Source organism: Comamonas thiooxydans (assembly GCF_002157685.2).
Lineage (GTDB): Bacteria > Pseudomonadota > Gammaproteobacteria > Burkholderiales > Burkholderiaceae_C > Comamonas > Comamonas testosteroni_H.
The window spans coordinates 2,256,916-2,273,478 of sequence record NZ_AP026738.1 but is presented as its reverse complement, the minus strand read 5'-3'; the positions used below and the strand labels follow the sequence as shown (position 1 = coordinate 2,273,478).

Genomic DNA, 16,563 nt, shown 5'->3' with positions numbered 1-16,563 from the left:
CTTTCAGACTGCGGTCTGCCAAGCTTGTTCAACGTAGCAGGTGCCCGATGTTTCATCGGGTTAAACGGGAACAAGGTTCAAAGCCTTGGCTGCCCCCGCAACGGTAAGCAGATCAATCCACTTCACGGCTTTTGCACCTGCAAGAGTCAGTCACTGGCGTTCTACGTGGCCTCTTCAAGAGGTGCGCGGCAGCGCTGGGAAGACGAAGTGGCATGCCTCGCGCAATCTGCCAGCCCGGATACCGGCCTGTTAAGCGCTGACCGTCCGGGTGCAATTCCGGCAGTCGGCATTTGCAACGACCGTCTGCGGGGAGCAGCGTGACGGCAGCTGATTGGCGACAGGCGCGCACACCCAGGCGCACTCCGGACGCCGGTCATGGTCTCGTCACATGCATGCAGGCTGGTCAGTTCTCGCTGACGACATGAAATCTTTCGCCCTGCCTGCTGCCCTGATCGGCTTGGCACCTGCCTTGACCTTGGCCGCAGAACCTTCGGCCAACAGCTCAAGCCCCTCCACTTTCTCCTCGGCAGCACAACTGCCCACCGTACAGGTCACGGACAACGCCCCTGGCGGACTGGGTCTGTCGCAGCCAACAACATCGGGCAGCCGGACCGGCATCGCCACCCGCGACCTGCCCGCCAGCCTCGACTATGTGGACGAGCAGACCTGGCAGGAGCGCGGTGACAGCCGAATGGCCGACATCATCGGCCGCACCGTGGGCATGACGCCACTGTCTGCAACCAGCTACAGCAGCCTGTCCTTCAGCACGCGCGGCTTCACCGGCACCAACTCGGTGGGCATCGCCGAAGACGGCGTGCGCCTGAGCGTGGCCTCGTCGACCACGCCCTACCCTGCCAACAGCTGGGGCTATGAGCGCGTGGAAGTGCTGCGCGGCCCTGCCTCCATCGTCTATGGCACGGGTACCGTGGGCGCCACGGCCAATGTGGTGCGCAAGCAGCCCAGCAAGGAGACGGTGCGCGAAGTACTGGTCGGGGCCGGCTCGCACGGTACGGCCAAGCTTGGTCTGGGCATGGGCGGCGCACTGAGCGACACGCTGAGCTACCGCCTGGATGCCTATGGCCACCACACAAATGGCGAGCACGACATGAGCCGCGCCAGCGGCGGCAAGCTGATGAGCACGCTGCGCTGGCAACCCACGGCGGCCCTGCGCATGGAACTGCTGGCCGATGTCAGCGACGAAAAACCTGCACGCTATTTCGGCACGCCCACCATGAACGGTGCCATCGTGCCCGAGCTGCTGGGACGCAACTTCAACACCGCTGACAGCGATATCCGCATCAAGGACAAGCGCGTGCGCGCCCGTGTCCAGTACCAGGTCAACGACTGGCTGAGCGTGAGCAACGAGCTCTACCATTTCAAGGCCGACCGCTACTGGCGCAACATCGAAGCCTATAGCTACAACCCCAGCAAGCAGCAAGTGACGCTGGGTGACTATCTGGAGCTGGCCCACGATCTGGCCCAGACCGGCAATCGGCTGGAAACTACCATCCAGGCCGGTGCACACAAAGTAGTAGCGGGCTGGGAGGTAAGCCGCGCCCGGTTCAACTTTGCACGCAACGACTATGCGGGCAGCGCGACCATCGGCGTGAACGAGCCCTCGCTGGGCTACTGGCCCAATACTTCGCCCATGCTGCCAAGTTATCGCACTCAGGCCACCACGCATGACTTCTATGCCGAGGATGCCTGGACGCTGAGCGACAAATGGCTGCTGCTGGCCGGCATACGCCGCGCCCTCACGGACTTTGAGCGCAATGACCTGGTGGGCAGCGGCTCCTTCGACAAACGTCTGAACGGAACGGCCTGGCGCCTGGGTCTGACGCACAAGCTCAGTGCCCAGACCAGCCTCTACGGCCAGCTATCCCAAGGCCATGACCCCGTCACCAATGTGCTGACCCTGAACCTGGGCAACAGCCCCTTCAAGCTGACCACGGCACGCCAGATTGAGCTGGGCCTGAAGCAGCAGTTCGCCCAGGGCCAGGGCGAATGGACGGCCGCTGCCTATCGCATCGAGAAGAAAGACATCATCACGCGCGACCCGAACAACGCTTTGCTGTCCGTGCAAGGCGGCAAGCAAAGCTCGCAGGGGCTGGAGCTGAGCGCGGTGATGCGCCTGTCACCCAACTGGCGCCTTGAGGGTAATTACGCCTTTGTCGACGCCAAGTATGACCAACTGATCGAAGCCGGTGGCGCCGACCGCTCCGGCAAGCGTCCCACCAACGTGGCGCGCAACACCGCCAATCTGTGGGCCCACTACACCACCCACAACACCCTGGGCCGCTGGCAGGCATCGCTGGGCGCACGTGCAGTGGGCAGCCGCTTTGCGGACAACGCCAACACCGCGCGCAGTGGCGGCTACACCGTCTGGGATGCTGCACTGAGCTGGCGTCCCCAGCCGCACAGCACCTATCGACTGACGCTGCGCAACCTGACGGACAAGCTCTACACCTACTCGGCCGTCTCCAGCGCCAGGGCGGCACAGGCTTACCCGGGTGAGGGGCGGCGCGTCGATCTCACGGCCGAGTTCACGTTCTAAGTGCCATGCATCGCTTTGATATCAGTAGCTGCCTGCGCTTGTATTTTCTTGAGTTCAGACACTTTCAGCCATGAAGTCCTTTAAGTACATTCGCCAGCAGCTCCTGTTACTGAAGCAACCACTATGGTTTGTCGCGATGCTGGCTTCGGCAGCAGCGCTCAGCGCCTGCGGCGAAAGCCATCAGGCCGGCAGCATCCCGCAAGCCTCAACCAGCAAGGCGGCAAAAACAGCGCTCACCATCGATGTCTGCACCCAGCCCGTGGTCTATGACAAAGTTCCGCAGCGTGCCGTGGTGCACGGCATCAATCTGCTGGAGATGTTTCTTGCCCTGGGCCTGCAGGACAGGCTTGTGGGCTATGGCGGTCTGCGCGACATCAGCCGCCTGCCCACCACCATGCAGCCGCTGCTGGCCGGCGTGCCCGATCTGTCCAGCCAGGGCATGAACCTGGAGACCCTGCTCAACGCCCAGCCGGACTTTGTCTTCAGCGGCTGGTCCTATGGCTTCAGACCCGGCCAGATCACTCCTGCCAGCCTCAAGGAGCTGGGCATTGCCAGCTATGTGCTCAGCGAATCCTGCATACGCCAGGTGGCTCGCGAGCGCGTTTCGCTGGAAGACACTTTCAACGACCTGCTCAACCTGGGCCGCATCTTTGACATCGAGGCACGCGCCCAGGCGCTGGTGGGCAAGCAGCGCGCCCAGCTGCAGCGCGTGACCGATGCCCTCCAGAACGTGAGCCACAAACCCAAGGTCTTTGTGTTTGACAGCGGCACAGACATCCCCGTCACCACGGGCCGCTATGCCATGCCCCAGGCCATGATCGAGGCCGCGGGCGCAACGAATATCTTTGACGATCTGGACAGCAGCTGGATGCGCGGCAACTGGGAAGACGTGATTGCCCGCGAACCGGACTGGATAGTCATCGTCGATAACGACAGGCCCGTGGCCGACGGCAAACGCCAGTTTCTACTGGCCAAGCCCGAGCTGGCCCACCTCAAGGCCATACGCGAGCAAAAGTTCGTGCTGCTGGAGTTTGCCGAGGCAACGCCAGGCCCGCGCAATGTCGCCGCCACCCAGCGCCTGGCCCATGCGCTGCACCCCGAGCAGATACCCGAGCAGGTGAGCGAGCCATGATGCAGACCGCCGAGCACCCAAGCAGTGCGGCTTCGGTCAGCGCCACCGCCAATGCTTTCTCGGCCCAGCGCCGTCAACTGGCACTGTGGCTGGCGGCGTTGATCGCGCTGCTGCTGCTTTCGCTCACGCTGGCCATCACGCTGGGGCCGGTGCGCATGGCGCCGCAACTGGCATGGCAGATCACGGCGCATGAAATAGGCCTGCAGCTCAACAACCTGGGCTTGAGCTTTGGTGGGTCCGGAGGTGACTGGACCGTGGCCCAGCAGCAAATCGTCTGGCGGGTGCGCCTGCCGCGCGTGCTGCTGGCCGCTCTGGCCGGAGCAGGTCTGGCCGTGGTGGGCGTGGCCATGCAAGCCATGGTGCGCAATCCCTTGGCCGACCCCTATCTGCTGGGCGTGTCGTCTGGCGCTTCGGTAGGCGCGGTCAGCGTACTGGCCTTTGGCACACTGGCCTTTGCGGGCGAGCTGGCCCTGCCGCTGGGCGCTTTTGGCGGTGCGCTGGCCGCCTGCACCACGGTGTATTTTCTCGCCCATGCCCACGGCAGGCTACTGGCCTCGCGCCTGATTCTGGGTGGCGTGGCCATTGCCTACTGCCTGGGCGGCGTCACCAGCCTGATCGTGCTCACGGCCGATCAGCGCGAGCTGGCTAACTCGGTGCTGACCTGGACACTGGGCAGCCTGGCCGGCACGCGCTGGGACGAGCTGGGCCTGCCAGCCTTGCTGCTGCTGGCTGGCGTGGTTCTGCTGCTGACGCAGGCGCGCTCACTCAATGCCCTGCTCGCGGGCGAGGAAACCGCCATGACGCTGGGCGTGGACACCACGCGCACAAGGCGCTGGCTGTTTGTGCTGGTTTCCCTGGTCACCGGCGTGCTGGTGGCACTGACAGGCCCAATCGGCTTTGTGGGCCTCATCGTGCCTCATGTCACGCGCATGCTTGTGGGGGCCGAGCATCGCAGCGTGCTGCCCGTGGCGGCGCTGGTGGGCGCCATCTTCCTGGTCTGGGTCGATGTGTTCTCGCGCATCAGCTTTGCCCCGGCCGAAGTGCCTGTGGGCGTCATCACCTCGCTGCTGGGCGGCCCCTTCTTTGTCTGGATGCTGTGCCGCAAGAATTCCCGGGAAAGGCTGAGCCTGTGATGCTCCAAGCCCATCAAGCTCAGGCACCCAGCCACAGCGAACTGCTTTTGCAGGCCAGTCAGCTCAACTTTCAGGCCGCAGCGGCGCATATCGTGCGTGATGTCAGCCTGCAGGTGGCGCGTGGCCAGTTCGTGGGCCTGCTCGGGCCCAACGGCAGTGGCAAGTCCACGCTGCTGCGCATGATCTACCGTATCCTCAGACCCGCCAGCGGCACGGTCTGTATGCAGGAGCGCGACGTCTGGCGGCACAGTGCCCGCGACAACGCCCGTGCCATGGCCGTGCTGGCACAGGAAAATGCCAACGAGTTCGATCTGCGCGTGCGCGATGTGGTGCTGATGGGACGCACGCCGCACCAAAGCGCCTTTGACAAAGACAGCGCGCAAGACTTTGCCATCGTCGCCCAGTCGCTGGCGCGGGTGCAGGCCCAGCCACTGGCCGAGCGCATGTTTTCTACGCTCTCGGGCGGTGAGAAGCAGCGCGTGCTCATGGCCCGCGCACTGGCCCAACAGGCACCGCTGCTGGTGCTGGATGAGCCCACCAACCACCTCGACGTGCGCCACCAGTTCGAGCTGATGAATCTGATTCGCGGCCTGAGCCTGACCACTTTGGCCGCTCTGCACGAGCTGCCGCTGGCCGCGCATTACTGCGACCGCATTTACCTATTGCAGCACGGTGCACTGGTGGCGCAAGGCACTCCGAACGAGGTGCTGACGCCAGAGACCATTGCCCGTGTCTACGGCGTGCGCGCCCAGGTGCACACTAGCGCACGCACGGGCAAGCCCGTGATCGAATTCATGCCGGATGAGCTGCTATGACCCAGACCAGCAATGAGCCCACGCCCTCTTTACCTGCAGCCAACACCGGCCTGGCCATCGTACTGCTCAGCCGCGGTGCGGCCTATGCGGGCGGCCTGACGGAACTGAGCGATCTGGCAACGCAGCTTGAGGCCCGGCTGGCTGCCGCACAAACGCCTGTGCTGCGTGTGCAACCCGCCTTTGTGGACCGAGCACAGCCTGCCTTGCCCGAAGCGCTGGACCTGTGCGCCGATGCCGATCAGATCCTGATCCTGCCCGTGATGGTGCCCGACGAGGCGTCGCTGCGCCGCTGGCTGCACAAGCTCATCATGCGCTGGCGCGCCAAGCAACAGGCTGAAGGGCAACCCGGCAAACACGCCCCTCGCATCGTGTTTGCTCAACCCCTGCTGCAGTTGCCGACGTTGGCCGAGCTGCTGGCCGCCACCATTCCCAGCGCACTGCAACAGCCCGATGTGCCGCAATTGCTGGCCGATGAAGACTGGGAGCGCGACCCCAAAGCCTGGTCCCAAGTGCCGGAGCACCAGCACCATGTGCTGTGGTGCGTGGGCCCACGCTGCGCGGCCAAGGGAGCCGTCGCGCTGTGGCCGCAACTGGCACGCACCGTGCAGCAAAACCCGCTGCTCAAAAAGCAGGTAATGCTGCTGCAAACCAGCTGCCAGTACCCGTGCAACCATGGCCCGCTGATGATCGCCTACCCCGAAGGCGTGTGGTACGGCCCCATGGATGCTACGACGATCGAGCCCGTGCTGACAGCCCATGTGCAGCAGCATGACTGCCCCCACGAACACCTGCGCGTGCATGGGCCACGGCCCGCACTGCACGAATCAGTTTTACCTGTCGAATTTCCCTGTTGATTCCCATCCGGAGAGTGATCCATGCAAACCACCAAGATCCCCGCCACCATCGTCACCGGCTTTCTCGGCAGCGGCAAGACCACGCTGATGCGCCATATCCTCGAGCAGGCCAAGGGTCTGCGCGTAGCGGTCATCGTCAACGAGTTCGGCGAACTGGGCATTGACGGCGAAATCCTCAAGACCTGTGCCATAGGCTGCAAGGAAGAAGGTGGTGCCGACGGCCAGATCTACGAGCTGGCCAACGGCTGCATGTGCTGCACCGTGCAGGAAGAGTTCTTCCCCGTCATGAAGGCCCTGGCCGAGCGCCGCGCCGACATCGATGTACTGCTGATCGAAACCAGCGGCCTGGCCTTGCCCAAGCCCCTGGTCCAGGCCTTCCAGTGGCCCGATATTGCCAATGTCTTCACCGTCGATTCCGTGGTCACCGTGGTCGACACGCCCGCTGCGGCTGCCGGCCAGTTTGCCCATAACCCGCATGCCGTCGATGAACAGCGTCAGGCCGACCCTAATCTGGACCACGACGCCAGCCTGCACGAGCTGTTCGAGGATCAGCTCTCGGCCGCCGACCTGGTGGTGCTGTCCAAGGCCGATCTGGTCACGGCCGAACAACTCGGCCAGGTGCGTGCCCTGGTGGCCGAAGAGGTGCCAGCCAGTGTGAAGATGATCGAAGCCGTGCAGGGCCAGGTGCCCCTGAACGTGCTGCTGGGCCAGCATCGCGCCGCCGAGCTGTCGATCGACGACAAGCACAGCCACCACGACCATGACGAAGACCATGACCACGATGCCTTCGACTCCCTGCACCTGGACCTGGGTGCCGTGGACCGTGATCGCCTGATGCTGGCCCTGCAGTCCATCGTGGAGCAGCATGGCGTGCTGCGCGTCAAGGGCTTTGCCGCGCTGCCGGGCAAGAAGATGCGTCTGCTGGTACAGGGCGTGGGCCGCCGCTTCGATGCCTATTTCGACCGTGCCTGGGCCGAGGGCGAAGCTGCAGCCACGCGTCTGGTGTTCATCGGCAAGCAGCTGGACGCCAACGTGCTGCGCCAGGCCTTGCTGGGCGCACAGGCATAAATAAAAGCAAAATCAGCCTCAATCGCTTTACTGGCAAGCGTATAAAGCTATCTTTTCTGAATCATGCACCTGCTCAGCACCCGCCCCGGTGGCTTTGTCGAAGACGACAGCATCATCACCCGTCTGGACCAGACGCCTGCAGACATGGTGGTGCTCAGTTCCGCAGACACCACGCTGTCGCTGCTGGCCGATGCCTACCGGATGTGGCAGCAAGCCGAAACCGCTGTCCCCACGCTGCGGCTCGCCAACCTGCTGCACCTACGCCAGAGCGCCTCGCTCGATCTGTATATCGACGAGGTGCTGCAGCATGCCAGGCTGGTCATCGTCGATCATCTTGGAGCCGAATCCACCTGGCCCTACGGCATAGAGCAGCTGCAGAAGCTGGCGCGCCGCAAGGGCCAGAAACTGGCCATGTTCTCGGGCGACAACCAAGAGGATCCGGAGCTGCTGGCCAAGGGCACGCTGGAGCCCGAGCAAAGCCGTGCGCTGTGGCAGTACCTGCGCGCCGGCGGCCTGGGCAATGCGCGCGAGTTTCTGCGCATGGGGGCGGCCTGGGGTTTGAACCAGGGCCGCGAGGCAGCGCCCGTGCGTGTGCTGCCCCCCGTGGCCGTGCATGTGCCGCAAAGCTGGATGGATGACGCTGCAGGGCATCTGCCGGGCCTCGACGACCTGCAGGCACGCTGGCGGCCCGGCGCGCCCGTGGCCATGCTGGTGTTCTACCGCTCGCATCTGCTGGCGGCCAATACCGAGGCCTTCGACCTCATGGCCGACGCCCTGCTCGCGCGCGGCCTGAACCCGCTGCCCCTGGCCCTGGAGTCGCTCAAGGACGGGCTGTGTCTGCAGACGCTGCGCTCCCTGTGCATCGCCCACCAGGTGCAGATCATTCTCAACACCACGGCGTTTGCCGCACTGGGAGAGCATGCGCGCACCGGCGAAGCGGCCGATGCGCTGGCGGGCGACATCCCTGTGCTGCAGGTGATTGCCAGTGGCAGCAACCGCGAAGACTGGCTGGCCGACAGCCAGGGCCTGCGCCCACGCGACATTGCCATGCAGGTGGTGCTGCCCGAGATGGACGGCCGCATCATGACGCGCGCCATGAGCTTCAAGGGCCTGGCCCATCGCTGCGAGCTGACGCAGACCGATGTGATCAGCTACCAGGCAGAGCCCGACCGCGTCGCCTGGATTGCCGAGCTGGCCTGGCGCTGGTGCCAGCTGCGCAGCAAGCCTGCGGCGCAGAAGAAAGCCGCGCTGATACTGGCCAACTACCCGGGCAGCGAGGCACGCATGGGCAGCGGCGTGGGTCTCGATACGCCGGAATCCGTGATCGCCCTGCTCGATCAGCTGGCTGGTGACGGCTGGCAGCTGGGGGATGCTGCCGAGCGGCCCGACTCCGGCCTGGCACTGATGGGCCTGCTGCAACAAGGCATTGCCAATGACCCGAAAAAATGGCCCCTGCGCCCCGCAAGCCAGGGCTATTCGCTGCAGGCCTATCAACAGCGCCTGGCACAGCTGCCCGGCGACATGGCCCAGGCCATCGCCGCCCGCTGGGGTGCGCCCGAGCAAGACCCCATGCTGCGCGATGGCTGGTTCATGATTGCCGGCCTGCAACTGGGCCATGTCTTCGTGGGCATACAGCCCGCGCGCGCGCTCGATGGACGAAATGACTACGCCAGCTATCACGACGCCGAACTGGTGCCGCCCCATCACTATCTGGCGTTCTACTTCTGGCTGCGCGATGTGTTCGGCGTGGACGCCATGGTCCATGTCGGCAAGCATGGCAATCTGGAATGGCTTCCCGGCAAGAGCCTGGCACTGTCCCAGCAATGCTGGCCCGATGCCATTCTCGGCCCGCTGCCGCATGTCTATCCCTTCATCGTCAACGACCCCGGCGAAGGCGCGCAGGCCAAGCGTCGCAGCCAGGCCGTCATCATCGACCACCTGATGCCGCCGCTCACGCGCGCCGAAAATCACGGCCCCATGCAGGAGCTGGAGCGTCTGGTGGACGAATACTACGAAGCCCTGCTGGTCGATCTGCGTCGCTCCGGCATGCTGCGCAAGCAGATTCTGGACTGCGCCAGACAGCAGGATCTGCTGCGCGAACTCGGCCTCGAAACGGCGGACGCGCAGCCAGATGCCGACGAGCAGCTGCTGGAACGCATCGATGCCTATCTGTGCGAACTCAAGGAAACCCAGATCCGTGACGGCCTGCATGTCTTCGGTCGCTCCCCCCAGGGTCAGCTGCGCGAATCCACCCTGCTCTCGCTGGCGCGCTATCCCGGCAATGCCGGCAGCGAGCAGGGCCTGCTCAACGCACTGGCAGCCGACCTGCTGCCGGACATGGACTGGAACCCGCTGGACATGGATGCCGCCGCGCCCTGGAACGGCCCGCGCCCGGCCGCGCTGCAGCAGCAGGATGCCGGTGCCTGGCGCCACGGCGGCGACACGCGCGAGCGGCTCGAGCTGCTGGCCCTGCAGGTCATTGCCCGGCCCGAACTGGCCCGCGACTGGCCGCACACACTACGAGTGCTGACGCGCATAGAGCAGCAGATTGCACCGTCACTGGACGCCTGCGGCCCGCAGGAGCTACTGCAGTTCTCGCGCGCACTGCAAGGGCGCTTTGTGCCGCCCGGGCCCAGCGGCTCGCCCTCGCGCGGGCGCTGCGACACCTTGCCCACAGGGCGCAACTTCTACACCGTGGACACCCGCGCCATCCCCACCCAGACCGCCTGGGCGCTGGGACAGCAGTCCGCGCAGCGCCTGCTGGAGCGCTATCTGCAGGAGCACGGCGAATATCCGCAGGCCATCGGTCTTTCCGTCTGGGGAACAGCCACCATGCGTACCGGCGGTGACGATATCGCCCAGGCCTTTGCCCTGATCGGGGTTCGCCCCAAATGGGCAGCCGGCAGCCAGCGCGTGACCGACTTTGAAGTCATTCCCGCCGTGGGGCTGCGTCGCCCGCGCGTCGACGTGACGCTGCGCATCAGCGGCTTTTTCCGCGATGCCTTTCCCAATGTGGTGCAGATGTTCGATGCCGCGGTGCGTGCCGTGGCCGAGCTCGATGAGGACGCCGAGGACAACCCCATCCGCGCGCGCGTGCTGCGAGATACGCAGGCAGCCATGGATCAGGGCCTGATCGCCGAAACGGCCCGCGAACAGGCGCTGTGGCGCGTTTTCGGAGCGCCCACCGGCAGCTACGGCGCCAGCATGCACGAGATGCTGCGCACCGGCCAGTGGACCGATGCTGGCGATTTTGCACGCCACTATCTGCACTGGGGTGCCTATGCCTACGGCCAGCAGGCCGATGGCGTGCCGGCCCGCGCCGCACTGGAGCGGCGACTGCAGGCACTCGATGTGGTGCTGCAGAACCAGGACAGCCGCGAGCATGACCTGCTGGACTCCAGCGAGTACTACCAGCATCAGGGCGGCATGGTGGCGGCCGTTCGGCACCTCGGCGGCAGCGACCCTGCCGTCTATCATGGCGACCACGGCAATCCTCAGTCTGCCAGGATTCGCTCCCTGGCCGAGGAGATAGGCCGTGTGGTGCGCGCCCGCGTCACCAACCCAAAGTGGATTGCGGGTGCCATGCGCCACGGCTACAAGGGCGGCTTCGAGATGGCGGCGACGGTGGACTATCTGTTCGGCTTCGATGCCACCACCGCGCTGGTATCGGACCAGCATTACGCCATGGTCACCCAGGCCTATGTGGAAGATGAGAGCGTGCGCCAGTTTCTGCGCCAGCACAATCCACAGGCGCTGGGCGATATCGTTTCGCGCCTGCTGGAAGCCATAGACCGCGGCATGTGGGAGAAGCCCGGCGAGCACCGCCAGAGCCTGCTGGCCCAGATGCTGGAGCACGAAGAATTCATGGAAGGACAACTTTCCCAATGAGCCCGAACCACGATCCGGCACCCGTATTCCCACTCTCTGCCATACAGGGGCAGCCCACCCTGGTACAGGCCCTGCTGCTGGCCGCGATAGAGCCGCAGCTGGGCGGCGTGCTGATTCGAGGTCCGCGCGGCACGGCCAAGTCCACGGCGGCCCGTGCACTGGCGGATCTGCTGGCGCCTGCGCCTTTCGTCACCCTGCCGCTAGGCGCCTCCATCGAGCATGTGACCGGCAGTCTGGACCTGTCCAAGGCGCTCTCGGGCCACGAAGTGGGCTTCGCTCCGGGTCTGATCGCCAAGGCGCACGAGGGCGTGCTCTATGTCGATGAAATCAATCTGCTGCCCGATGCCATCGTCGATGTGCTGCTTGACGTGGCGGCCTCCGGCATCAATCGCATAGAGCGCGACGGGATCTCGCACAGCCATGCCGCGCGCTTTGTGCTGATCGGCACCATGAACCCCGAGGAAGGCATGCTGCGACCGCAGCTGCTGGACCGGCTGGGCCTTTGCGTGCAACTGGACAATGCCAATGATCCGCAACTGCGCAGCAGCATTGTCAAGGCCAGGCTGAGTTTTGATCAGGACCCTCAGGGCTTTGCCCGATCTTGTGCAACCGAGCAACAGAAGATTCGCCAGCGGCTGGTGCAGGCCCGCAGCCGTTGCCTCAATCCATCGGAGCTGGCATGGAGCGATGCCGTCCACGAGGCCGTGGCCCTGCAGTGCATTGCCGCCCAGGTCGACGGGCTGCGTGCCGACCTGGTCATGCTGCGCGCTGCACGCGCCCTGGCGGCCTGGCAAGGCAGTCAGCGCATTACGCCCGCACATGTGTCCGAAGTCGCGCCACTGGTGCTGCTGCATCGCTCCAGCCAGTCCGATCCTGGCAGCGCCAGTCAGCCCCGGCAGACACCGGCCAGCACACCGCCACCCACGCCCGCTGCGCCATCCGACACGGACAGCAAAGACCGCGCAGAGCCCGGCACCCAGGCGCCAGCGTCTCATTCACCGGCCACCCGCGAGCCCGGCGCCACGAACTCCTTGCCTCAAGACACAGGCCCGGGCCTCGAACAGCCGCCTGCCGGCTGGGGACAGGCTCAAGCCGTGAGCAGCGTCGTCTTCGAGCCTCAACAGGCCGACGCCATGGCACAGGCAGCCCTGGAGGCCCTGGCCGCAAAAAAAGCCCGAGCCTCCGGTCCGCTGCGCTGAGCGCCGGCCGGGGGCAAGTCGGCTTCGAAAACCATGGCCCGGCCCTGGCCAGCCATGCTGTACCCAGCGTCCACAAGATGCCAGGGGCATCAATTGACTGGACCGCCACCCTGCGCCAGCGCCAGGGGCTGCCACTGGCACCCGCACATCTACGCTGGCGCCAGCCCGAGGGAGCGGTGCGCAGGCAACACCTGTTCCTGCTGGACTGCTCGGCCTCCATGGTGGAGAGCGGCGCGTTCGCCCAGGCCAAGGGCCTGCTGCTGCAGTGGCTACGCCGGGCTTATCTGCAACGCGAATCCGTGGCACTGCTCTGCTTCGGCGCAGGCCAGCTGCACTGGCTGCTGGAGCCCACGCGGGCGCCACGCTGGAATGCCGACCTGATCGAGCCGCTGCGCGGCGGTGGCGGCACGCCTCTGGCCCATGCCCTGCAGTCAGGCTGGCAGATGGCAGCCAGATACTCCCGGCAACCATCCTGCCTGTGGCTGATCAGCGACTTCCGCAGCCCCGATGTGCTGCAACTGGAGCACGGGCCTGTACCTGCCGTGGCACAGATTCTGGTGGACTGTGAAACTGCTGCGGGCCAGAACAGGCGTCTGTTTGGCGGTGCCGATCGGCTGGCAAAGGCCTGGCCGGATACTCTGCGACTGCCGTTGAAATTCAACTAAAAATCGCCTCCATCGCTTAACGGTAAAGCGCCAACAGCTATCTATTTTGATAACCATCTGACAGGGCATCATGCCGGCCAGCCGGCTCGCCTTATCGATATCCGGCAGCCGCACAGGCGGCAGGAAAGCTGCTGCCAGGCCGATGATTTGGGCCTGGTGCACCGGGTTATCGCGTAAGATCGCGCCACCACAGGTGCCTCATGGCGTGCTCTGCGCGCGGAGGTGAAACGAGAAGCAGGTGGATGGAGTCTCCATCAATCCTGCACTGCACCCGCAACGGTAATCAGAGATATGGCGATGCACGCTCTGGCCCACGGCCATGGCCGCCACTGCGAAAGCGGGAAGGCGCATCGACATGCCACCCTCAGGTGGGCTCTGTAAGTCCGGAGACCGGCCTGATGTGTACAAGGCGCAGCGGGATTGCATGTGGCTTGTGATATGCCGGCGCCTGCGCGCGGCTCATCACCTCTTCATTTCCCTCTGCACATTTTGTTTGTCTGGCCCGGGTATCGGCCAAACCGACCGTGGATGACCTATGTTGCATGGAATTTGCCAGTCAGATTTGTCCCAGCGGGCCGGCCGTGCCTTGGCCGCGTCGCCTGGAGCAGCGCTTGTCCAGCCCTGAGACCATCCAGATTCGTGGCTGGTGCCCCAGCACCTGGAAGCCCATGCAGGCACAGGACGGCTGGATCGTGCGCGTACGCCCTCGCTGCGCGTCCCTAAGCGCCGCTCAGTGGCTGGTACTGGCCGAGCTCGCACGCACCCATGCCTCGGGCCAGATCGAGTTGACCCGCCTCGGCAATCTGCAATTGCGCGGCGTGCACGAATCGGCCCTGCCTGCCTTGCGCACGGCGCTTGTTGTCTCGAGACTGGCCCCTGCCGATAAACAGGCAGATCTGGCGCCTGCCGTGCATTGCACTCCGTTCTATACAAGAGGAGATCGCACCCATGCACTGGCTCTGGCGCTTTCCGGTGCAGCGGCGCGTGACCTCAGTCCCCTGGCCTTGCAACAGCTGGGCATTCCGGCCCTGCCCGGCAAATTCGACATGCTGGTCGACGATCCGCAGTGCCATCTCCGAAACATGAGCTCCGACCTTCAGCTATGGGCCTGCGCCGATGGAGGCTATGGGCTTGCCCTGGGCCAATCGGACGACTGGTATGGCTTTGAGACTGCACCGGCTGCCGTGCAGGCAGCCATACAGATTGCCCTGTGGTTTGCCCGTGAGCGCAGCGCGCAGGCGGCAGGCCGATTGCGCGGCCTTGCCAAGTCCATCGACCTTCAGGCCTGCGGACTCGCCAAGGCCAGTCATAACCTTGAGCCCCGCACTCCGGACAGGAACGCTGCCAGGTCGTTGCGGCCCGGAGCACTCAACCCTCACGGCCTGCTGCTCGGCGCCCCGTTGGGGCGCCTGGACGCATGGGCCATGCAGAAGCTGGCGGCTCTCATGCCCGAACAAGCGGAGATCCGGGTCACGCCCTGGAAATCCTTGCTGCTGCCGAACAAGCACCTGGATTCACTGCCTGCCCGGCTCGATGCCAGGGACTGGATCAGCCAGTCTGCGGATGTGCGCCTGCGGGTCTCGGCCTGCACCGGCGCCCCCAACTGCCCTCAGGCCCATATCCCGGCCCAGCCCATGGCCTTGCAATTCGCCAGCTCACAGAAGGCGGACCGGCATCTTCATATCAGCGGCTGCGCCAAGCTCTGTGCCCTGCCTGCCGATGCGACAAATGTGGTGTTTGCCAGCCAGGACACAGCGGGCCAGATATGGCTGCACGCTAGCCCCGCCGAGGCACAACCGTCGACCCGGGCATCCATTCCCTATCGACCCCTGAACTCCGATCCTCACGATATACAGCAACAACTCAATGACCTACAACTATGAAAAGTGCGGTGAAGAGATTTACCGGCAATCGTTCAGCATCATCCGCCGCGAGGCCGATCTCAAGCGTTTCAACCCCGTGGAAGAGCGGGTCGCCTGCCGCATGATTCACGCAGCCGGCATGGTGGAGCTGGCCGCGCATATCCATTTCTCCCCGACCTTTGCGGAAGCCGCGGAAGCCGCGCTGCAGCGAGGAGCACCCGTGCTCTGCGATGCACGCATGGTCAGCGAGGGCATCACGCGCAAGCGCCTGTCGGCACAGAACCCCATCATCTGCACCCTGCAGGACCCGCGTGTGCCAGCGCTGGCCGCCGACATGGGCAACACCCGCAGCGCCGCAGCACTGGAGCTGTGGCGCGAGCATCTGGACGGCGCCGTGGTCGCCATCGGCAATGCGCCGACCGCCCTGTTTCATCTGCTCCATATGCTGCAGGACCCGGGCTGTCCGCGTCCGGCCGCCATCGTCGGCTGCCCGGTCGGATTTGTGGGAGCAGCGGAGTCCAAGGACGCGCTGCGCGAATGGGGGCAGATTCCGTTTGCCATCGTGCAAGGGCGCCTAGGCGGCTCCGCCATCACGGTTGCCGCCATCAACGCGCTGGCAACCACGGTGGAGTAGGAAGAGTCACCATGAATCACGGAAAAATCTTCTGCGTGGGACTGGGTCCCGGCGATCCCGACATGATGAGCGTGAAGGCCGACCGCCTGCTGAGAAACGCCCGCCATGTGGCCTACTTTCGCAAGCGCGGTCACCCGGGCAAGGCACGGCAGCTGGTCAATGGCCTGCTGCATGCCGAGGTCACGGAGTACCCGATGGAGTACCCGCTGACCACGGAGATCCCGCACGACGACCCGCGCTATATCGCCCAGCTGTCCAGCTTCTATCAGGACTGGCAGTCCAGGCTGACGGAGCTCACGCGCAGCGAGGATGTGATCGTGCTCTGCGAAGGCGATCCGTTCTTCTACGGCTCCTTCATGCACCTTTATGTGCGCCTGCGCCAGGCGGCACAGGTGACGGTGGAGGTGCTGCCCGGCATACCGGGCATGGTGGGCTGCTGGCATGCCACCGGCATTCCCATGACTTGGGGTGACGATGTGATGAGCGTGCTGCCCGCGACCCTGCCCGATACGCCGCTGCGTGAGCATATGGCGCGCTCGGACGCGCTGGTCATCATGAAGGTGGGACGGCATCTGGGCCGCATCCGTTCGCTGCTGAGCGAGCAAGGCAAGCTGGAGCGTGCATGGCTCGTCATCAACGGCACCATGAGCGATCAGCAGGTCATGCCACTGCGCGACGCACCCGAGCGCTGTCCCTATTTCGCCATCATCGTCGTGCACGGCCAGGGCCGTCGCCCGGCAAACGACATGTGAATGCGCC

At 64.9% G+C, this 16,563-nt stretch carries 12 protein-coding genes and 2 riboswitches; all 12 genes read left to right on the top strand.

What is annotated here, in order from left to right; genetic code table 11:
* The first annotated feature begins 21 nt into the window (after positions 1-21).
* A riboswitch (cobalamin riboswitch) is annotated at positions 22-264 on the top strand.
* Between the two features lie 157 nt (positions 265-421).
* The 12 genes from CTR2_RS10485 (at position 422) to cobI (ending at position 16,556) form a co-directional block, all read left to right on the top strand.
* The gene (locus tag CTR2_RS10485) at positions 422-2,554 is read left to right on the top strand and encodes a TonB-dependent receptor (RefSeq protein ID WP_254913386.1); all 2,133 of its coding nucleotides are present in this window, start codon (positions 422-424) and stop codon (positions 2,552-2,554) included.
* Positions 2,555-2,624: 70 nt separating this feature from the next.
* The gene (locus CTR2_RS10480; protein ID WP_254913387.1) at positions 2,625-3,686 is read left to right on the top strand and encodes an ABC transporter substrate-binding protein; all 1,062 of its coding nucleotides are present in this window, start codon (positions 2,625-2,627) and stop codon (positions 3,684-3,686) included.
* Positions 3,683-4,819, top strand: a complete 1,137-nt coding sequence (locus CTR2_RS10475) for a FecCD family ABC transporter permease (protein WP_087084138.1) — start codon at positions 3,683-3,685, stop codon at positions 4,817-4,819. The genes CTR2_RS10480 and CTR2_RS10475 overlap by 4 nt, the downstream gene beginning before the upstream one ends.
* Complete coding sequence (locus CTR2_RS10470) at positions 4,819-5,634, top strand: ABC transporter ATP-binding protein (RefSeq protein WP_087084139.1); 816 nt, start codon at positions 4,819-4,821, stop codon at positions 5,632-5,634. The genes CTR2_RS10475 and CTR2_RS10470 overlap by 1 nt, the downstream gene beginning before the upstream one ends.
* Positions 5,631-6,488, top strand: a complete 858-nt coding sequence (locus CTR2_RS10465; RefSeq protein ID WP_087084140.1) for a (2Fe-2S) ferredoxin domain-containing protein — start codon at positions 5,631-5,633, stop codon at positions 6,486-6,488. The genes CTR2_RS10470 and CTR2_RS10465 overlap by 4 nt, the downstream gene beginning before the upstream one ends.
* Positions 6,489-6,509: 21 nt before the next feature.
* Positions 6,510-7,556, top strand: coding sequence for a cobalamin biosynthesis protein CobW (gene cobW, locus CTR2_RS10460; protein WP_087084141.1), 1,047 nt, complete (start codon positions 6,510-6,512; stop codon positions 7,554-7,556).
* Positions 7,557-7,619: 63 nt separating this feature from the next.
* The gene (cobN, locus tag CTR2_RS10455) at positions 7,620-11,444 is read left to right on the top strand and encodes a cobaltochelatase subunit CobN (protein ID WP_087084142.1); all 3,825 of its coding nucleotides are present in this window, start codon (positions 7,620-7,622) and stop codon (positions 11,442-11,444) included.
* Entirely contained in the window at positions 11,441-12,643 is a 1,203-nt protein-coding gene (locus CTR2_RS10450) for a magnesium chelatase ATPase subunit I (RefSeq protein ID WP_087084143.1), read from the top strand. Before cobN ends, CTR2_RS10450 begins: the two co-directional genes overlap by 4 nt.
* Before the next feature lie 77 nt (positions 12,644-12,720).
* Positions 12,721-13,308 carry a vWA domain-containing protein gene (locus CTR2_RS10445; protein WP_087084144.1) on the top strand — a complete coding sequence of 196 codons (588 nt, stop codon included), beginning with the start codon at positions 12,721-12,723 and terminating at the stop codon, positions 13,306-13,308.
* A 174-nt stretch (positions 13,309-13,482) separates the two neighbouring features.
* Positions 13,483-13,721: riboswitch (cobalamin riboswitch) on the top strand.
* A 129-nt stretch (positions 13,722-13,850) separates the two neighbouring features.
* Complete coding sequence (locus CTR2_RS10440) at positions 13,851-15,191, top strand: nitrite reductase (protein WP_087084145.1); 1,341 nt, start codon at positions 13,851-13,853, stop codon at positions 15,189-15,191.
* On the top strand, positions 15,175-15,804 hold the full coding sequence (locus CTR2_RS10435) for a precorrin-8X methylmutase (RefSeq protein ID WP_087084146.1): 630 nt from the start codon (positions 15,175-15,177) through the stop codon (positions 15,802-15,804). Before CTR2_RS10440 ends, CTR2_RS10435 begins: the two co-directional genes overlap by 17 nt.
* Positions 15,805-15,815: 11 nt before the next feature.
* Positions 15,816-16,556: a precorrin-2 C(20)-methyltransferase gene (gene cobI, locus CTR2_RS10430; protein WP_087084147.1), complete on the top strand. Its 741-nt coding sequence runs from the start codon at positions 15,816-15,818 to the stop codon at positions 16,554-16,556.
* Positions 16,557-16,563: the final 7 nt, after the last annotated feature.

What these genes read in the sequence shown, in the direction of transcription:
- CTR2_RS10480 (WP_254913387.1), top strand. Translation starts at nt 2,625, where the DNA reads ATGAAGTCCTTTAAGTACATTCGCCAGCAGCTCCTGTTACTGAAGCAA.
- cobW (WP_087084141.1), top strand. Translation starts at nt 6,510, where the DNA reads ATGCAAACCACCAAGATCCCCGCCACCATCGTCACCGGCTTTCTCGGC.
- CTR2_RS10445 (WP_087084144.1), top strand. Translation starts at nt 12,721, where the DNA reads ATGCCAGGGGCATCAATTGACTGGACCGCCACCCTGCGCCAGCGCCAG.
- CTR2_RS10485 (WP_254913386.1), top strand. Translation starts at nt 422, where the DNA reads ATGAAATCTTTCGCCCTGCCTGCTGCCCTGATCGGCTTGGCACCTGCC.
- CTR2_RS10435 (WP_087084146.1), top strand. Translation starts at nt 15,175, where the DNA reads ATGACCTACAACTATGAAAAGTGCGGTGAAGAGATTTACCGGCAATCG.
- cobN (WP_087084142.1), top strand. Translation starts at nt 7,620, where the DNA reads ATGCACCTGCTCAGCACCCGCCCCGGTGGCTTTGTCGAAGACGACAGC.
- cobI (WP_087084147.1), top strand. Translation starts at nt 15,816, where the DNA reads ATGAATCACGGAAAAATCTTCTGCGTGGGACTGGGTCCCGGCGATCCC.
- CTR2_RS10470 (WP_087084139.1), top strand. Translation starts at nt 4,819, where the DNA reads ATGCTCCAAGCCCATCAAGCTCAGGCACCCAGCCACAGCGAACTGCTT.
- CTR2_RS10450 (WP_087084143.1), top strand. Translation starts at nt 11,441, where the DNA reads ATGAGCCCGAACCACGATCCGGCACCCGTATTCCCACTCTCTGCCATA.
- CTR2_RS10475 (WP_087084138.1), top strand. Translation starts at nt 3,683, where the DNA reads ATGATGCAGACCGCCGAGCACCCAAGCAGTGCGGCTTCGGTCAGCGCC.
- CTR2_RS10465 (WP_087084140.1), top strand. Translation starts at nt 5,631, where the DNA reads ATGACCCAGACCAGCAATGAGCCCACGCCCTCTTTACCTGCAGCCAAC.
- CTR2_RS10440 (WP_087084145.1), top strand. Translation starts at nt 13,851, where the DNA reads ATGGAATTTGCCAGTCAGATTTGTCCCAGCGGGCCGGCCGTGCCTTGG.